The organism is Bacteroidales bacterium, from assembly GCA_023228145.1.
Classification (GTDB): domain Bacteria; phylum Bacteroidota; class Bacteroidia; order Bacteroidales; family CAIWKO01; genus CAIWKO01.
Genome location: JALOBU010000016.1, coordinates 6,605 through 24,939 on the forward strand (window position 1 = coordinate 6,605; position 18,335 = coordinate 24,939).

General features: G+C 37.2%; 14 protein-coding genes and 2 tRNA genes. 12 read left to right on the top strand and 4 right to left on the bottom strand.

Annotated features, from left to right (window positions below; genetic code table 11):
* Nucleotides 1-3 precede the first annotated feature (3 nt).
* A tRNA-Ala gene (locus tag M0R16_08985) sits at nucleotides 4-77 on the bottom strand.
* Between the two features lie 60 nt (nucleotides 78-137).
* On the opposite strand from M0R16_08985, the gene thpR reads away from it, so the two are divergent.
* The 5 genes from thpR (at nucleotide 138) to infB (ending at nucleotide 5,683) form a co-directional block, all read left to right on the top strand.
* Nucleotides 138-695 carry an RNA 2',3'-cyclic phosphodiesterase gene (gene thpR / locus M0R16_08990; GenBank protein ID MCK9613016.1) on the top strand — a complete coding sequence of 186 codons (558 nt, stop codon included), beginning with the start codon at nucleotides 138-140 and terminating at the stop codon, nucleotides 693-695.
* A gap of 100 nt (nucleotides 696-795) precedes the next feature.
* Nucleotides 796-868: transfer RNA gene (locus M0R16_08995), tRNA-Gln, on the top strand.
* Between the two features lie 57 nt (nucleotides 869-925).
* Entirely contained in the window at nucleotides 926-1,381 is a 456-nt protein-coding gene (gene rimP / locus M0R16_09000) for a ribosome assembly cofactor RimP (protein MCK9613017.1), read from the top strand.
* 34 nt (nucleotides 1,382-1,415) lie between these two features.
* Nucleotides 1,416-2,651, top strand: a complete 1,236-nt coding sequence (gene nusA, locus M0R16_09005) for a transcription termination factor NusA (protein MCK9613018.1) — start codon at nucleotides 1,416-1,418, stop codon at nucleotides 2,649-2,651.
* A gap of 53 nt (nucleotides 2,652-2,704) precedes the next feature.
* Nucleotides 2,705-5,683 (top strand): translation initiation factor IF-2, encoded by a 2,979-nt coding sequence (gene infB / locus M0R16_09010; protein ID MCK9613019.1) that lies wholly within the window; start codon nucleotides 2,705-2,707, stop codon nucleotides 5,681-5,683.
* 30 nt (nucleotides 5,684-5,713) lie between these two features.
* On the opposite strand, the gene M0R16_09015 is transcribed toward infB, so the two are convergent.
* The gene (locus tag M0R16_09015) at nucleotides 5,714-6,481 is read right to left on the bottom strand and encodes a TatD family hydrolase (protein MCK9613020.1); all 768 of its coding nucleotides are present in this window, start codon (nucleotides 6,479-6,481) and stop codon (nucleotides 5,714-5,716) included.
* 135 nt (nucleotides 6,482-6,616) lie between these two features.
* A complete protein-coding gene (locus tag M0R16_09020) occupies nucleotides 6,617-7,336 on the bottom strand; it encodes a glycosyltransferase family 2 protein (GenBank protein MCK9613021.1) in 720 nt (239 codons plus the stop codon).
* A gap of 110 nt (nucleotides 7,337-7,446) precedes the next feature.
* On the opposite strand from M0R16_09020, the gene M0R16_09025 reads away from it, so the two are divergent.
* Nucleotides 7,447-9,201, top strand: a complete 1,755-nt coding sequence (locus M0R16_09025; GenBank protein ID MCK9613022.1) for a hypothetical protein — start codon at nucleotides 7,447-7,449, stop codon at nucleotides 9,199-9,201.
* Nucleotides 9,191-11,119, top strand: coding sequence for a hypothetical protein (locus M0R16_09030; GenBank protein ID MCK9613023.1), 1,929 nt, complete (start codon nucleotides 9,191-9,193; stop codon nucleotides 11,117-11,119). Before M0R16_09025 ends, M0R16_09030 begins: the two co-directional genes overlap by 11 nt.
* Before the next feature lie 4 nt (nucleotides 11,120-11,123).
* Here M0R16_09030 and cysS read toward each other — a convergent pair whose 3' ends face one another.
* A complete protein-coding gene (gene cysS / locus M0R16_09035) occupies nucleotides 11,124-12,602 on the bottom strand; it encodes a cysteine--tRNA ligase (protein MCK9613024.1) in 1,479 nt (492 codons plus the stop codon).
* A gap of 121 nt (nucleotides 12,603-12,723) precedes the next feature.
* On the opposite strand from cysS, the gene M0R16_09040 reads away from it, so the two are divergent.
* From M0R16_09040 to M0R16_09060, 5 genes are all read left to right on the top strand, one after another.
* Complete coding sequence (locus tag M0R16_09040; protein ID MCK9613025.1) at nucleotides 12,724-13,473, top strand: electron transfer flavoprotein subunit beta/FixA family protein; 750 nt, start codon at nucleotides 12,724-12,726, stop codon at nucleotides 13,471-13,473.
* 31 nt (nucleotides 13,474-13,504) lie between these two features.
* A complete protein-coding gene (locus M0R16_09045) occupies nucleotides 13,505-14,476 on the top strand; it encodes an electron transfer flavoprotein subunit alpha/FixB family protein (GenBank protein ID MCK9613026.1) in 972 nt (323 codons plus the stop codon).
* 67 nt (nucleotides 14,477-14,543) lie between these two features.
* Nucleotides 14,544-15,458, top strand: a complete 915-nt coding sequence (locus tag M0R16_09050; protein ID MCK9613027.1) for a restriction endonuclease — start codon at nucleotides 14,544-14,546, stop codon at nucleotides 15,456-15,458.
* Between the two features lie 189 nt (nucleotides 15,459-15,647).
* Nucleotides 15,648-16,892: an insulinase family protein gene (locus tag M0R16_09055; GenBank protein ID MCK9613028.1), complete on the top strand. Its 1,245-nt coding sequence runs from the start codon at nucleotides 15,648-15,650 to the stop codon at nucleotides 16,890-16,892.
* A 22-nt stretch (nucleotides 16,893-16,914) separates the two neighbouring features.
* Nucleotides 16,915-18,195: an insulinase family protein gene (locus tag M0R16_09060; GenBank protein ID MCK9613029.1), complete on the top strand. Its 1,281-nt coding sequence runs from the start codon at nucleotides 16,915-16,917 to the stop codon at nucleotides 18,193-18,195.
* Nucleotides 18,196-18,335 lie beyond the last annotated feature (140 nt).

An 18,335-nucleotide genomic window follows, 5' to 3' on the forward strand; every position in this document is an offset into this window, starting at 1 on the left:
GTGTGGAGCGTATGGGAGTCGAACCCATGACCTTCAGACTGCCAGTCTGACACTCTAGCCAACTGAGCTAACGCCCCAACAGCTTGCAAAAGTAAAATATTTCTTTATATTTTTACAAAATTTTTTGTGTTTCTTCAATGAAAAGAATATTTGCAGCCATAAAAATTGAACCCTCAGTGGAGTTGCTTGAAAGTTTTGAAGCCCTCAAACAATCTTTGAAACATGAAAAAATTAAATGGGTGGGAAATAAAAACCTTCACTTGACATTGAAATTCTTTGGAGAAACACCTGAAGAAAAAGTAAATGAAATTTGTAGTGAATTTAAAAAAATATCTGCCGATTCATTTAATATCAGATTAATGAACTTAAAGATATTCGGCAGCCATTACAAACCTAGAGTAATTTTTATGGAAACAACTCTAAACCCGAACCTGGAAAAGTTAAGCAACCTCATACAGGAGTCTATATTGCCTTTGGGATTTGACCCCGGGCGAGATGCCATGGTGCTGCATCTAACATTGGGAAGAATAAAAAATATCAGCGATAAAAGATATTTTCAACAAATTATTCAAACGACATCCAACAGTTTTGTACTGAATCAATATGTTGACAGGTTTTATTTGTTCGAGAGCATCCTTCGGACTAAAGGGCCAGAATATCATGTGTTAGAGACATTCTTTTTTAAAAAGAATTAAGAATAACATTTATAGCGTTTAATGCAATAAGTTGAAAAATTATCTCTAATTGAAAAAAATGTTTGCAAATTGAAATTTTATGTATCTTTGCACCCGCAATTGTCCTATGGTGTAATTGGCAACACGTCTGATTTTGGTTCAGAAGAGTCCAGGTTCGATTCCTGGTAGGACAACAGAAAACGGTAAAGAGGAAGAGGGGACGTGAGTCCCCTATTTTATTGAATATAAATATGATAACAGAAAAACAGCTCAGCAGAATTATTAATAAAAAACTTCAGGATACGGAACTATTTTTAGTAGAAGTTAGTATCGGAAGAGGAAATCGTATTACGGTCTATATTGATTCCGATAAATATGTCAGTATTGATGATTGCGCTACACTTAGCAGGCATATTGAATCCGAACTCAATCGAGATGTTGAGGATTTTGAACTTGAAGTATCCTCCGCGGGCCTTGACAGACCTTTGAAAATTACCAGGCAATACACAAAAAACATTGGTAATGACCTTAAAATAACTTTGCATGATAATAAAATAATTGTCGCTGCTTTGTTAGGAGCCGACGAAAAAGAAGTACACCTGCTTATACCTGAAGACAAGAAAAACAAAAATCCGGAGTTGGAACTTAAACTTAAGTATAATGAGATTAAAAAAGCTCAGGTGATAATAAAATTTGAAAAGAAATAATAAATATTTGATTAACAATTAAAAATGCTGTACAATGGAAAGCATCAATTTAGTAGAATCGTTTTCGGAATTTAAAGAGTTTAAAAATATTGAACGCGAAACCATGATGCGTATCCTGGAGGATGTTTTCAGGCATATGCTTATAAAAAAATACGGTTCGGATGAAAATTTCGATATTATTGTGAATATTGACAAGGGCGACCTTGAAGTATGGCGTAACCGTAAAATTGTTGATGATAATGAGGTAACTGACGATAATAAGGAAATAGCTTATTCTGATGCAATAAAAATCGAACCCGATTTCGAAATAGGAGAAGATGTTTCGGAAGAAGTAAAGCTTTTGGATTTTGGCAGACGTGAAATCTTGGCAATGCGTCAAAACCTGATATCAAAGATACAGGAATATGAAAAAGAAAATATCTACAAAGAATATATTGAAAAAGTAGGCCAGATAGTTACCGGCGAAGTTTATCAGGTTTGGAAAAAAGAAATACTTGTGCTTGACGATGAAGATATAGAACTAATACTTCCTAAATCAGAGCAAATTCCCTCGGACTTTTATCGTAAAGGCGATTCTATAAGAGCTGTGGTTCTCAAAGTGGAAATGAAGAATGCCACACCTTATATTATATTATCACGAACATCACCTGTGTTTCTTGAAAGGCTTTTTGAAGCCGAAGTGCCGGAAGTGTTTGACGGACTGATAACTATAAAAAAGATTGTACGCATTCCCGGTGAACGTGCCAAGGTAGCCGTTGAATCTTATGACGACCGTATTGACCCTGTTGGCGCTTGTGTGGGAATGAAGGGTGCACGCATCCATGGGATAGTCCGTGAACTTAAAAACGAAAATATTGATGTGATAAATTTTACTACCAACACATCCTTATACATCAGCCGCGCCCTGAGCCCTGCAAAAATTTCTTCCATTAAACTCGACGAAAAAAATAAAAAGGCCGACGTTTTTCTGAAACCCGACCAGGTTTCTCTGGCGATTGGAAAAGGCGGATATAATATCAAACTTGCATCCAAACTCACCGATTATGAAATTGATGTGTACCGCGATGCAGATACGGATTTTGAAGATGTTGACTTACAGGAATTCACAGATGAAATAGATGAATGGATTATTGATGAACTAAAAAACATCGGCTGTGATACCGCAAAGAGTGTGTTGGAACTAAGTGTCGAAGAACTTGTACAGCGAACTGACCTTGAAGAAGAGACAATACGGGAAGTTGTCAAAATATTAAGATCAGAATTTGAATAAGCAAACCAATGTTGAAATAATTCAGGGAAAAAAGAAAATAAAAGCCTCATTATATGGAAGAATCCAATAAAACGTACCGCTTGAGTAAAATTGCCATTGAATTCAATATCAAGGTGGGTACTGTTGTTGATTTCCTTGCGAAAAAAGGGTTTAAAGTTGACAACAACCCTAATGGCAAAATTACGGGAGAAATGTACGAGTTGTTACTTAAGGAGTTTCAGACCCAGAAACAGGTGAAGGAAACATCCAAAAAACTGGATATTGGTATTTCTCGTCATGAAACAGTAACGCTTGATAAGGCCAAAGAACGTGAAATAGAAAATGATTTTTCACAGGATAAAGACTTGTTTATTAAAAATGTCCCTGTAACTTTTCCTGAAGAAACAAAAACAACAATAAAGTCAAAAGAGACAGAGAAAGAGACTGCTGAAAAAACTGAAAAAAAAGAGCCTGTTCAGGAGAGCAAAGAACCTGCTGCCAAAGAAAAAGGAAAAATTAAAAGAGAAGACATAATAGAAAAAACTATAGAAGCCGCTCCGACAAATGAACTGAAAATTATTGGCAAAATTGATATTGATAAAATAACAGAAAAGAAATCTACTAAAAAAACTAAAGAAGAAACCAAAAATACAAAAACAAAAAAGTCCCAAACTGAAGAAACACCGGAAAGTGATAAGAAAGTTGAAACAGAAGATGTTGTTGGAACCCCTGATAAAAAAACAAAAGCAAAGAAAAAAGAAGTACCTCAGGAAGAGCCTGCTGGAGAATTTGAAAAGCATGAAAAAGAAGTAGAACCTGAAGTTATTGAACCTGAAGTTAATATAAAAGCGGAAACCCCCAAAGATGATAACTTTATAAAAACGGAATATAAGGTACTTACCGGACCTAAAGTTGTTGACAGAATTATATTGCCTGAGATAAAAATTAAGGAAACTCCACCCCCAAGGCAATTTGCAGGCTCTTCATCTGACGAAAAAGCTCTTGGTAAAAAGAAAAAACGTAAACGCATTATAAAAGATTCTGCCAATGTAGCAAAACAACAGGTTACTCAATTTAATGAGCATGAGGATATTCATCGAAAATCTTCTCATAAAAAGCCACGTGGAAAAGCAACAGAACGTCCTGAAGTTTCTGACGAAGAGATACAAAAACAAATACGAGAAACGCTGGCACGACTTAGCACGACAACTAAATCAAAAGGAGCAAAGTACCGCAGGCAAAAAAGGGAGATGATACACCAGCAGATAGAAGAAAAGCAAATGTTGCAGGAAGAAGAAAAAAAGATTCTGAAGGTTACCGAGTTTGTTACTGTGAACGAAATTGCACAGATGATGAATGTCCCTGTGAACAATATCATTTCCACATGCATGACTTTAGGGCTCTTTGTCTCTATCAATCAACGCCTTGATGCAGAAGTATTGTCAATTGTTGCGGAAGAGTTTGGATATAAAACAGAATTTATTTCAAAAGAATTAGAAGAAACAGTTCATATTGATGAAGACAAGCCCGAAGACCTGACACCACGGCATTCTATTGTTACTGTGATGGGACATGTTGACCATGGGAAAACATTACTTCTTGATTATATAAGAAGTTCCAATGTCATAGCCGGTGAGGCAGGTGGTATTACACAGCATATCGGTGCGTACGAAGTTACTTTGGAAGACGGCAAAAAGATAACATTTCTTGATACCCCAGGCCATGAGGCTTTCACGGCCATGCGTGCCCGCGGTGCAAAAGTTACGGATATTGCAATCATCGTAATAGCCGCTGATGACAGCGTGATGCCCCAGACCGTAGAAGCCATTAATCATGCTATGGCAGCAAAAGTGCCAATAATTTTTGCTATCAATAAAATTGATAAACCAAATGCTAACCCCGACAAAATCAGGGAAGCGTTGGCAAATATGAATTTCCTTGTGGAAGAATGGGGGGGAAAATACCAGTGCCAGGAGATTTCTGCAAAAAAAGGAATTAATATTGATAAACTACTCGAAAAAGTTCTGCTGGAAGCTGAAATGCTTGACTTGAAAGCCAATCCGGACCACATACCTTATGGCACTGTACTTGAGTCGTCTCTTGAAAAGGGGCGTGGATATGTCGCAAAACTTCTCGTTCTCAATGGTACTCTGAAACAGGGGGATATGGTTTTAGCAGGATATAGCTTTGGAAGGGTTAAGGCCATGTACAATGAGCGTAACCAGCTTGTAAGTACTGCCGGTCCAGCATCGCCGATATTGTTGCTGGGGCTTAACGGAGCTCCACAGGCGGGCGACTCCTTCCAGGTGTTTCAGGATGAAAGGGAGGCAAAGGACCTTGCTAACAAACGCTTTCAACTGCAGAGAGAACAAAATATCCGAACTCATAAACATATTACCCTCGACGAAATAGGTCGCAGAATTGCTATCGGTGATTTCAAGGAATTAAATGTGATTATCAAGGGTGATGTTGACGGTTCCATTGAAGCCCTTTCCGACTCAGTAATGAAGCTTTCTTCCGCCGAAGTACAGGTTAATGTAATACACATGTCAGTTGGGCAGATCACAGAATCAGACGTATTGCTTGCATCGGCATCTAACGCCATTATCATTGGGTTCCAGGTTCGCCCTTCGGTTGCTGCACGAAAACTTGCAGAGCAGGAACAAATTGACATACGCCTGTATTCCATCATTTTTAATGCCATCAACGAACTGAAGTCTGCTATTGAAGGTATGCTTTCACCGGAAATTGAAGAAAAAATCGTTTGTAACCTTGAAGTAAAAGAAGTGTTTAAAATCTCTAAAGTTGGAACTGTTGCCGGTTGTATGTGCCTTGACGGAAAGATAACACGCAACACTTTGGTTAGGATAATACGTAGCGGGATTGTCGGCTATTCCGGGAAACTCGGCTCATTGAAACGCTTCAAAGATGAAGTAAAAGAAGTTTATGTCGGGCAGGAATGTGGTTTAAATATCGAAAATTTTAATGACATCAAAGTTGGGGATATCATCGAAGGTTACGAACAGATTGAAATCAAGAGGACACTTGCATAGACATTACAAAAAAACATCTCTAATCTTTTCTTAAAATCTAAAAATTTTTCTTGCGTTCACTGTTGTTGTATCAGCAACCTTTTCAATAGTGGTATTCAAAAGTTCTGCTATAAATTCTGATATTATTCGTATAAACGAGCTTTCATTTCTTTTGCCACGGTAAGGGGCAGGGCTAAGGTAAGGCGAATCTGTTTCAAGTACTATATGTTCGAGGCCAAAATGTTTCACCACTTCAGCCATGGAAGCTTTTTTGTAAGTTACCACACCGCCTATCCCAAGAAAAAACCCCATCTCAATAACTTTTTCTGCTTCCTGTAAATTTCCGGGGAAACAATGAAAAATTCCGCTAAGCCCACTGTTTTTGTAAGGCTTAAGTATTGATAATATCTCGTTTAAGGATTTGCGCGAATGAATGACAATAGGTAATTTATATTTCAATGCCATTTCAATCTGGAATGTAAATGATTCTATTTGTTCACGGTAATAAGTTTTATCCCAATATAGGTCAATGCCGGTTTCGCCAATACCATAATATTTGTTTTTACCGATTTCTTCATTAAGTAAATTAAGTTCTGCCTTAAAGTTTTCTTTGACGGATGTCGGGTGTAGTCCAAGCATAGGCAGGCATACATCGGGAAATTTATCACTGAGGTTCAGCATCTCATTTCTTGTTGTACTGTCAATATCAGGCAGCATTAATTTGTTTACACCATTTTCTATTGCCCGCTGTACAACAGTTATTATATCTCCGGCAAATTCTTCGGCATATAAATGTGTGTGGGTATCGATGAAGTACACTTTTTCTTGCTTTCAGCAAATATATTAAAATTTCGTCTTCCTTATTTATCTTGCATGGAAACAAAAAATGATGAATATTGAATTAAGAAGTTAAGCACTTAATCATTCATTATTTGATATTCAATATTCTATACGCTATTTACACTTGAAAAGCCCGTATTTCAATATGCAGTAGATAGCCCTGAAGCCATCTTTCCAGTTTATTTTTTTGCCTTCGGCATAGGTGCGGCCATAGTATGATATGCCAACCTCATAAATACGGATATTTTTCTGCCTTGAAATTTTTGCAGTGATTTCAGGTTCAAATCCGAAACGGTTTTCCCTGATAGTAATACTTTGTATAAACTCTCTTTTGAAAAGTTTATAGCATGTTTCCATATCGGTAAGGTTCAGGTTGGTGAACATATTTGAAAAATATGTAAGAAAACGGTTACCGATTGAATGCCAGAAAAATAATATTCTGTGAGGGTTTCCTCCAATAAACCGGGAGCCGTAAACCACATCAGCAAAACCTGAAAGAACAGGCCGGAGTATTATATTGTATTCTTCGGGGTCATACTCCAGATCAGCATCCTGAATGATAACATAATCTCCCGTAGCTTTTTCTATGCCTGTCCTTAGCGCAGCACCTTTACCGGCATTATTTTCATGTTTAAAGTATTGTATGTTTAATCCGGGATTTTTTTCGCAATAATTTAATATGGCTTCCTCAGTATTGTCCTTCGAACAATCATTGACAATGATTATTTCCTTTTCAATGTTTTCGGTAAGAACAACAGCTTTGACTTTGTCCAGAATAAGATGAATGGTTTTTCCTTCGTTATAAGCCGGAATAATTATAGAGAGGACAGGCATTTTTTTGTTACAAAAGTATTAATAATATTTATTACGTGAATAGATTAATTTTCCGAAAAGAATAAAAGCAGCACCAATTCGTTTGTATCTTTGCCCAAAATGATTAAGTGATGTACAGGAAACACCGTATTTTTTTTCTGTTTGGATTAATACTTGTGTTTGCTTTGCTTTTTTTGTATATAATTTATGAATACAAATACCAAAAATATTTTCCCAAAACACCCTGGGTAGATTACCGAATTCCTGCCTCAGACAGTGTATCATATTATAATACTGTTTTATATGATTTTGAAAATGTCGGAAATAATATGCTTGTCAGTGATTCTATAGCTTTTTCCGAAAAAAAATCTGCAAAATCAAATGGTAAATACAGTATAGTGATACAGAAACCTTTATCAGAGTTTCATGGAGAAAAGTATATTGCTGCACGTTACGGAGCATGGCTGTTTTTTAATAAAAATTCTCAGCCGGATAAAGGGAAATTGATATTTCAGATTGTAGATAAAAATAATAAACCCAGGTTTTCGTGCAGTTCTGATATTGATGAGGCTCATGGTATTGGAGGGGAATGGTTTTATGTGTGCGGCCTGGCCGATTTTAAAGCGCTTGCGATTGAACCTGAAGACATTATTAAAATGTATTTTTGGAGTGAAAACAGCCAAGAGATATATCTGGACGATGCTGTTATAACATTGGGTTCCGTTGAATTTTCAGGGACTGAACCCCTCCTTGACAACCGAGCAGATAATTATATATTTACTCAGCAAAGAAACATGCCTCCGTATCCTTTTGTTTATTTTGAGAAGCAAAATTCTGTAATTGTTTCCCATAACTCTCCACAAGGAGCAAGCGATAATTTTCTTCAAGTATTTAAAGATGATTTGCTTATTGGTGGAAAGTTTTTTAATGCCCCGGGATACAATCAACAGCTGGTTGTTTTCAGAAAAGGTATTCCAGTTATCATCTCATGGTTTGAGCAGGCTGGCGGCAAGCAGTTTATAAGAAAGATAAATACGGATAACTTACCTGAAATGAACATAGTGGTAAACCCTGTTACTACCGATATTGACGGAGATAGAGCGAATGAAGTTTTGTTTTTTTCTGAAACTTCAAAGTGGCTGGGTATTTTAAAATATAAACCGGCAAACACATCATTCTATTTGTATGAAATGGAAATACCCATCAATAAAAAAATGATTGCTAAGCCACATCAGATAATACCTGTAAAATCCAGCGATAATAATAAAATACAAATCCTGATTGCGGAAGGCAGTGGTGCTTTAAATCTTTACGCAACCGAAAACGAAAAGTGGGTTCATAAGACTTCATATTTTGTCCCCGAGGCCAATACTAATAAATATTATTGTCAATACGTAAGCGGTAATTTCAATATGGAAAAACAGCCGGCCAACCTCTTGCTTTTTTATCAGGATAAAACATCAGGTAAGGCTTATTATCAACTATATGAAATCAACAGCAAACAAAAAAACCTTACAAAAATTTTGCATGGCAATTTTGATAATCAATCGGATACACTTTATCCGCAAAACAAATTTTTTATTTGTGATATAGATAATGACGGTTTTTCAGAGTTCATCTCATATAATGATTCCCGTCGCCATGATTTTAAAATAATTGCTTGCGATAAAAAGGGTTTGTATGTTGTTGCAAATATTGATTTTACAGGATATGATAAAGATAATAACCCGAAGTATTATGAATTTTTGTCCATAGCTTCTGGCAATTTCGCTGCAAAAGATATGGCAGGGCTGATGCTAGTTTATGGAATGAATAAAAAAAACTCAACGGATTACGGTATGGACCTTTATAATTTCAAAAAAAACAAACCCGGCAATGAGTTTTAGGTTGAGACATATTTTTTATGCACTATGTATCATGTTGCTTTTACCATGTTGCAATCAGCTGGGAGTGAAGGAAAACAAGCAGTCTTTTGAAGTGGGAGAATTCCTAATACTTACTAATTGGAACACCTATGCAGAAGATAACACATCAAAAAAGAAAATTTATCTGGATTATACAAATGCTATCAATGGCTTTATAATTCCTTCTGCCAGTCAAACTTCAGATGGTTATTTCCATTTTGTTTTTAAAATAAAAAACACATCCGGTAACACACAAAAATTCCTTTACAAAATCTATTATCAGAACGAAACCTATAAGTTTAATGAATGTGAAGAAGGAAGCAATGAATATAATATTTTATCTCAGGAAAATTTTTATGGTAGCTGGGATAATTTTCCCGGTTTTATTGAAACCCCATTAATTCCTGCCGATAATAAATTTCATGCTATAGAATTCAGGCTGAGAATCACAGGAAATCCACGTAACGAAATCCACTACTATAAGGAAGGTAAAAACCAATTGTGGCAGCGAAACCCGCGAACAGGTGATTATAGCTTTATGCTGGTTGTTACAACAAGTGAAATAATTGAAAAAGAAATTATTCCAGCCTATGTTTCTGACATTAGTAAAACACAAAAAAAGCATTATAAAAATCCCTATTATTATTTTCTATATGGGAAAGGCAAAGATTTACCTAACACCTATGTCGTATGCCCGGCAGAAAGGCTGAACGTGATTGCGCAGCCCGACCTTGGTTTGGGGATTTATCTTAACACCGCTGATTTTGCTGGAAAAAATTTTCAGGAGAAATCATCAGGAAAATGCGGAAGCAGCAGCTTTCTTTATGAAAACGCGCCATTAAGCCCGTTTCTGAGCCATGTGGATTCTTCCGCGGCTTTTGATAATATACCTGTCATTGCAGATGTTATTGGCGAAGGCTACACTATACGGGATTACAATTGGAACCGGGCTTTTTATAAAAAAGAGGAATTAATCAGAACCAAACCCATGAATACCCCTTGCCCTTGCGAAAACCTTTTCCCAGACTACGTTAACAAAACCGTTCAAATTATTAATGAAGGAACTGTTTATGGCAAATGGAGAAAACAAAATGCCGGAGTTATAACCCGTCATGGTTTTACTTACGGTAAATATACTATAAAGATAAAAATGACAGAGTTGCTTAACAAAAGCGGTATGTGGAATGGACTCACGAACTCAATCTGGCTGATAACGCAGGCAGATGAAAAATGGAATCATCGCAGAACCTGTGATAAAATAGGGTACCTGCCAAAATACTGGGGAGGGAAAGACGATGAACGTGCTCAATATACAGGGTATTCGGAAATTGATTTTGAGATACTTAAAACAGTTCCTTATTGCCCTTCATACCAGTTTCCACCCTCTTATTTATATCCTAAGAATGATAAAACAAATAGCTCATGGTGGAATGTTCCTCTCCCTTCTTCTCTGAAGAATGATTCCGCAAATATTATGGTGTGTTGTACGAATTGGGATATGGCTTGCCCTGCTCCAGAAAAATATGATGTTGGATGCAATCCGATAAATTATAGCGGGCAAACTTTTATGTCGCACCGCTGGGATTACTGGTACCGCGCCTTAAATCAACGCACGCCGGCACCTGATGATGAACTTTTTGGAGGAGAATATTATTATTTCCAGATAGAATGGAAACCTACAGAGATTATTTGGCGCATCGGTCCGGAAAAAAATAAATTGAGAGTCGTTGGCTATATGAATAATAGTGTTACTTCTATCCCAAACAATCAAATGCTTCTTGTCATATCACAGGAATTTCATAATACAGACTGGTGGCGGGGCAGCCCATTCCTGCAACAATTCATTCCTTTCCCGAAAAAGGATTTGACAGGGACGATATTTGAAATCACAATTGAATAATTTTTCATTCAAGATTCCAAGTGGCGCCTTCTTTAGTGTCTTTAATGCTGATTTTTAAATTCTGCAATTCCTGGCGTATTTTATCGGATGTTGTAAAATCCTTGAGGCTTTTTGCGTCCTGACGAGCAGCCAGAATTATATTCATCAGCCCTTCTGTAAGTTGGCTGTTGTCTTGTGAAGATTCAACAGAAAGTCCTAAAATGTCAAAAAAGAAACTTCTGAAAACCTTTTCAAAGCTTGCTTTTGCTTCATTGTCAATGGTGGATTTACCTTCTTTGAGGAGGTTTATCCATTTTATGGCGTCAAACAGGTTAGCAATGACTATCGGGCTGTTGAAATCATCATTCATAGCATCATAGCATTGCCCGGGTAATGCTTTAATAAAAGCCCTCAGTTCGTCAGAAGTTTTTTCAGAAGTTTGCAGGCCTGATAGAGTAACTAAGGCATTGGACAAGCGTTTCAATCCTTTTTCAGAAGCCTGAAGGGCTTCGTTTGAAAAATCAAGCGTGCTTCGGTAATGCGCCTGAAGTATAAAAAACCGGATACTCATAGGGCTATACGCTTGAGTTAATAAGGAGTGGCTGCCATTAAAAAATTCTTCAAGAGTGATAAAATTGTTAAGCGACTTACCCATTTTTTGCCCGTTGATGGTTATCATATTATTATGCAACCAGTATTTGCAGGGTTCTGTGCCGTTAGCGGCAACCGATTGTGCAATTTCAGATTCATGGTGAGGAAATAACAAATCCATGCCTCCGCCGTGAATGTCGAAGTGTTCGCCAAGGTATTTTGCGCTCATCGTAGAACATTCGAGGTGCCATCCCGGAAATCCTTCGCTCCAGGGCGATTTCCATCGCATGATGTGTTCGGGCGAAGCTTTTTTCCATAAAGCAAAATCATAAGGGTTGTTTTTTTCATCCTGGCCGTCAAGTTTACGCGTATTCGTAATAAGTTCTTCAAGCACCCTGCCGGAAAGTTTGCCATAGTGGTTTTTTTCGTTATACTTTTTCACGTCGAAATATACCGAGCCGTTAGAAATATATGCATAACCTGTGTCAAGGATTTTTTCAATCATTTCCATTTGTTCAATGATATGACCTGATGCCCTTGGTTCGATGGATGGAGGCAACACATTAAGCAAGCGCATGCTTTCGTGGTAACGATAGGTATAGTATTGCACAACTTCCATAGGTTCAAGCTGTTCGAGGCGTGCTTTTTTGGCTATTTTATCCTCGCCTTCGTCGGCATCGTTCTCCAGGTGGCCAACATCGGTGATGTTTCGCACATAACGAACTTTATATCCAATGTGTTGCAGGTAACGGAATACCAGGTCAAAAGTGATGGCAGGGCGGGCATGCCCGAGATGGGGGTCGCCGTAAACAGTGGGGCCGCAGACATATATTCCGCAAAACGGCGGTTTTACAGGTTCAAAAAGCTCTTTCTTTCTGCTTAAGGTATTGTAAATTTGTATTTTTTGGTTCATCAGTTTCGAGTATTGATTTTGCAAAGTAACGAAAATTTGTCGTTTTTTTCTTTGCCAAAAAGATTATATTTGCAGAGAACACCATAAATAAATCAACTATTAGTAATTAATTAAATAAGCAATGAAAATTTTGGTTAGCTTGAGCAATGTGCCGGATACGACAACAAAAATCCGACTGACAGCGGATAAAAAAAACATGGATATGGAAGGAGTTCAGTGGGTTATTAATCCATGGGATGAGTTGGCTTTGTCAAGAGCTATTGAATTAAAAGAAAAATATCCGGCTGTGATAGAAAAAATAACAGTGATTCATGTGGGCGGCATCCATACGGAACCAACTATCCGTAAAGCTCTTGCCATGGGAGCTGATGATGCTATCAGGGTGGACACAGAGGCTAAAGACGCTTATTATGTGGCCGGACAACTGGCCGAAGTTATCAAAAATAATCCGTATGAAATTATTTTGTGCGGTATTGAATCGAGCGATTATAACGGATGTTCGGTAGGAGGTATGCTGGCAGAATTTTTGGGATTTGCCTCAGTATCTTCCGTATCTTTTTTAGACATAGAAAATGAAAATGTTACACTGAACCGTGAGATTGATGGAGGGTATGAAAAAATATACGCGAAGTTTCCTTTTGTAGCCATTGTTCAAAAAGGCATTGCTATAGAACCCAAAATCCCTACCATGAGAGGAATTATGACAGCACGCTCCAAACCCTTGCAGGTGATTCATGCAGCACAAATTGATTTTTTAACCGAAGAAATTTCCTATGACCTACCAGCATCCAAAACAGTATGTAAAATGGTAGCTGCTGAAAATGCAGGAGATTTAATAGACCTGTTGCGAAGCGAAGCAAAAGTTATATAATTACAAAACGACCTAAAACCTAAAAGAAAAAATGTCAGTATTAGTATTTATCCAAAATTGGGACGGCAAGTTTAAAAAACTCAGCTATGAATTGGTTTCTTACGCTTATGGAGTGGCAGACATGATGAAAACATCTGTGGTGGCGCTTTCCATAGGTAATGTTTCTGACGATGAATTGAAAAAAGCAGGAACATACGGCGCATCTAAAATCATTACTGTAACCGACAGCCGCCTGAACCAGCTTGAGAATCAGGCATACGCTTTTGTGATAGCGAAGGCAGCCGAAAAAGAACAGGCAAGTGTTATTGTTTTTGCCAACAATATGACTGGAAAAGCTCTGGCTCCAAGGGTTTCTGTAAAACTCAAAGCCGGTATGGTAAGCAATGCCGATGCCCTGCCATCATCGGCCGAGCCTTTTACAGTCCGCAAAAAAATATATAATGGCAAAGCATTTGCCTCGGTGGAGGTAAAATCTGAAATTAAAATAATTACTCTTTCACAAAATTCTTATGGAGTTTTTGAAAATCATACAGAAACAATCATTGAAAATTTTTCCCCTCAGTTTCACGACGAAGAATTTAACACAACAGTTAAAGAAACCAGTAAACAGGCGGGCAAGTTTTTGCTTACTGATGCCGAAATTGTTGTTTCAGGGGGGCGCGGCATGAAAGGCCCCGAAAACTGGCAACCCATCGAGGAATTGGCAGAGCTTTTAGGCGCAGCTACCGCATGTTCGCGTCCGGTTTCTGATGAAGGCTGGCGCCCGCACCATGAACATGTTGGTCAGACGGGAAAAATTATTGCGCCAAATGTATATTTAGCTTTTGGCATTTCAGGAGCCATACAACATTTGGGCGGTATAAGCTCATCAAAAATTATTGTAGCTGTCAATAAAGATAAAGATGCACCTATTTTTGAAGCTGCCAACTACGGCATAGTTGGTGATGCGGCCGTAATCATACCTGAACTTATTAAGAAAGTTAAGGAGATTAAAGGGCTGTAATCATAGTAAACTTCTGATGTTAATTTATAATTGACCACAAGCTTAACAACAAAAGAAAATATTATACATGATACCAGATTTTCAATCATTGATGTTACCGTTTATGAAACATATTTCTGACGGGATAGAACATTCAACAACTGAAACGCTAGACTCATTAGCTAAACAATTTGAGCTTACAGATGAAGAAATAAATCAATATTTACCGAGTGGTAACCAAAAAACATTTTATAATAGAGTTTTTTGGGCAAAAGCACATCTGAAAATGGCAGGTCTTTTAGAAAACACTAAAAGAGGGCATTTTAAAATAACTGAAAAAGGGAAACAAGCACTTGCGGGCAACCCGACAACAATTAATCTAAAATTTTTAAAACAATATCCTGCATATCTTGAAAATGCAGGAAGAACAAAAAATGATGATATTGTTAGTCTTCAAGACAATGAAATTGAATTTGAACTAACCGCAACACCTGAAGAAATAATAGAAAGTAATTATTTACAAATAAGAAAAAATCTTGCACTTGAAATTCTCTCAAAAATTAAATCTTGCAGTCCGTCTTTTTTTGAGAATTTAGTTGTTGAGTTACTTGTAAAAATGGGTTATGGCGGGACAATTAAAGAAGCAGGAAAATCTATAGGGCGTTCAGGTGACGAAGGAATAGATGGAATTATTAAAGAAGACCGGCTTGGGCTTGATGTCATTTACATACAGGCAAAGAGATGGGAGAATGTTGTGGGGCGACCTGAAATACAAAAATTTGTGGGAGCCCTAGCCGGACAAGGAGCTAAAAAGGGAGTGTTTATTACAACATCAAGATTTTCAAATGATGCAAGAGAGTATCAACCAAAAAATGAAACCAAAATCGTTTTAATTGATGGAGAGCAACTCGCAGACTTGATGATTGATTTTAACTTAGCAGTTACAACAATACACACATTCACTATCAAGCGGATTGACAATGACTATTTCGGAGAGGATTGACCAACAATAAGGAATAAGAACTCCGCAAAAAGTGAAACATTGGCAAGCGATTATTTTGGTTTCCATTAAATGTTAATTCAATATTTAAAAAAATTGTTCAGAGATATACCTTGTATTTTTATGAATTTTCTGATTTGTTTCTTAAAAAAACTATTATCTTATTAAGTATTGTAAAAGAAATATTAAACAATGATAAAATTCTCACATTTTGAGCTTGACAACGGATTAAAAGTGATATTAAACACGGATAAAACCACTCCCATGGTTGCGGTGAATGTGCTGTACGATGTGGGCGCCAGGGATGAACACCCCGGAAGGACAGGTTTTGCACATCTTTTCGAACACCTGATGTTCGGAGGCTCCGCCAATATACCTTCTTACGATACGCCTTTACAAAAAGCCGGCGGAGAAAACAACGCTTTTACCAGCAACGATATTACTAATTACTATCTGTCCATCCCTGCACAAAACATTGAAACGGCTTTTTGGCTGGAATCAGACCGCATGCTCAACCTGGCATTCTCCAAAAAAAGCCTCGATGTGCAGCGTAATGTTGTGATTGAAGAATTTAAACAACGATACCTGAACCAGCCTTATGGCGATACATGGCTCTTGCTTCGCCCTCTTGCTTATAAAAAACATCCTTACCGCTGGCCTACTATCGGTAAAGATATAAATCACATTGCTAATGCCACTATGGATGATGTGAGGGCGTTTTACGAAAAACATTATCACCCAGCCAATGCTGTTTTATCTGTTGTGGGAAATATCACAGAAAAAGAATTGCGCCTGTTATGCGAAAAATGGTTTGCTCCAATCAGGAAAGGAAAAAAGATGAAACGCTCATTGCCGAAAGAGCCTGTGCAAACAAAAAAAAGAACACAGTCGGTAACGCGTAACGTACCTTTCGATATGATTTGCATGGCTTACCACATGTGTGCGCGTAAGTCAAAAGATTACTACACAACAGACTTTATCTCCGATATTCTTTCCTCTGGCCATTCATCAAGGCTTTACACCAAACTGGTGAAAGAAAAAAAAATATTCAGCGAGTTGGATGCCTATATCACAGGAGATTTTGACGAAGGCTTGTTTGTGTTTCAGGGCAAACTTATGAAAGGCAAAAGCATGAAGCAGGCTGAGGAATCAATAATTGAAGAAATCAGTCAACTGCAGGAAACTTTGGTTGAAGAAAAGGAACTGCAGAAAATTAAAAATAAAGCGGAGTCGGCTATTGAATTCAATAATGTAAATATCCTGAACCGTGCATTGAAGCTTGCTGTTGCTGAATTACTGGGCGATACCGGCTTGATTAATGATGAGGCTGAACGATACGATGCAGTTACTGCAGTTGACATCCGGAGGTTGGCAAAAAAGATATTTGCCGAAAAGAATTGCTCTGTACTATATTACAAAGCCGGAAGAAAAAAATAATTTATTTATTTTATAACAAATCATGATGATTGACAGAAGCATACAGCCGGAGCTAAAAAAAATTGAAGCCCTGGATATTGCAGAACCCGAAGCGCTGAAACTGGATAATGGAATTCCGGTTTTTATATTCCGTTCAGGAAATATTGATATTATAAAAGTTGACATAGTGTTTGATGCCGGGGTATATTATCAGCCGGAACCATTGGTGGCTGGTTATACAAACAAAATGCTCCGGGAAGGAAGCGCGGGTTATACTTCATTTGAAATATCGGAAAAACTTGATTATTATGGTGCATGGCTTAGCCTCTCTGCCAATATGGATACAGCGAAAATTTCTTTGTCTGCACCTTGCAAACATATAAAACATGTTTTGCCGCTGCTTGCAGAAATGGTTAATTATCCCGCATTTCCTGAAAAAGAGCTAATGATACATTCTAAAAAAGACAAACAGACTTTTATTGAGGATATGGGGAAGGTGAATGAAGTGGCCGCTATGTATTTTAGGAGACAGTTGTTCGGAGCACAACACCCCTATGGCACCATAAGAATCGCAGAAGATTATGATAATTTAACTTCAGAAAAACTTTTAGCATTTCATGCAAGCAGATATCTGCCTTCGTATTGTAGAATGGTTATTTCCGGTAATATTAATAAAAATTTGCCAGGCCTTCTTAACCAATATTTCGGGTACAAATCCTCCATAAAAAGATCACGCGCAACAATAAATAGTTTTGAGCCTGAAAATGAAAAAAAGAAAAAAATAATTAGAATGGAAGGCAGTGTTCAATCGGCTCTGAGGGTTGGAAAAATTATGGTTAACAATACTCATAAAGACTATCTGAAAATTTTTATTTCAAATGTTTTGCTTGGAGGGTATTTTGGTTCCAGGCTTATGAAGAACATCCGGGAAGATAAAGGTTATACCTATGGCATTTATTCTGTTTTAACTCCTTTCAGGCACTCCGGGGCATTTTTTATTACCTCCGAAGTGGGAGCCGATGTTTGCAAAAAAGCGCTTCAGGAAATATATAAGGAATTAAAAAAAATAAGAACTGAACCAGTGCCTAATTCCGAACTTGACATTGTGAAAAAATACCTTACGGGAAGGTTGTCGCGTTCTTTTGACGGACCATTTGAAACAGCAAATTGTTTTTTATCCCTTCTTGGCTCCGGATTGAATTTTAAAAAATATTACCAAAATTATATCAAAACATTAAACTCAATAACTCCTGATGAAATAATGCATACCTGCAATCAATACCTGCATGAAAATTCCATGTTGGAATTAATAGCTGGAAAATAATAGAAAATACCCTAAAAAAGGATTTGATTAGCAAGTGTTTATAATATAATTTACGTTTTTTAATTTTGATTTTATAATGCTTAATGCTAATAATAAATTTTTTTGTTATTTTGCAATAAATAATTTTATATAAAAGCCTT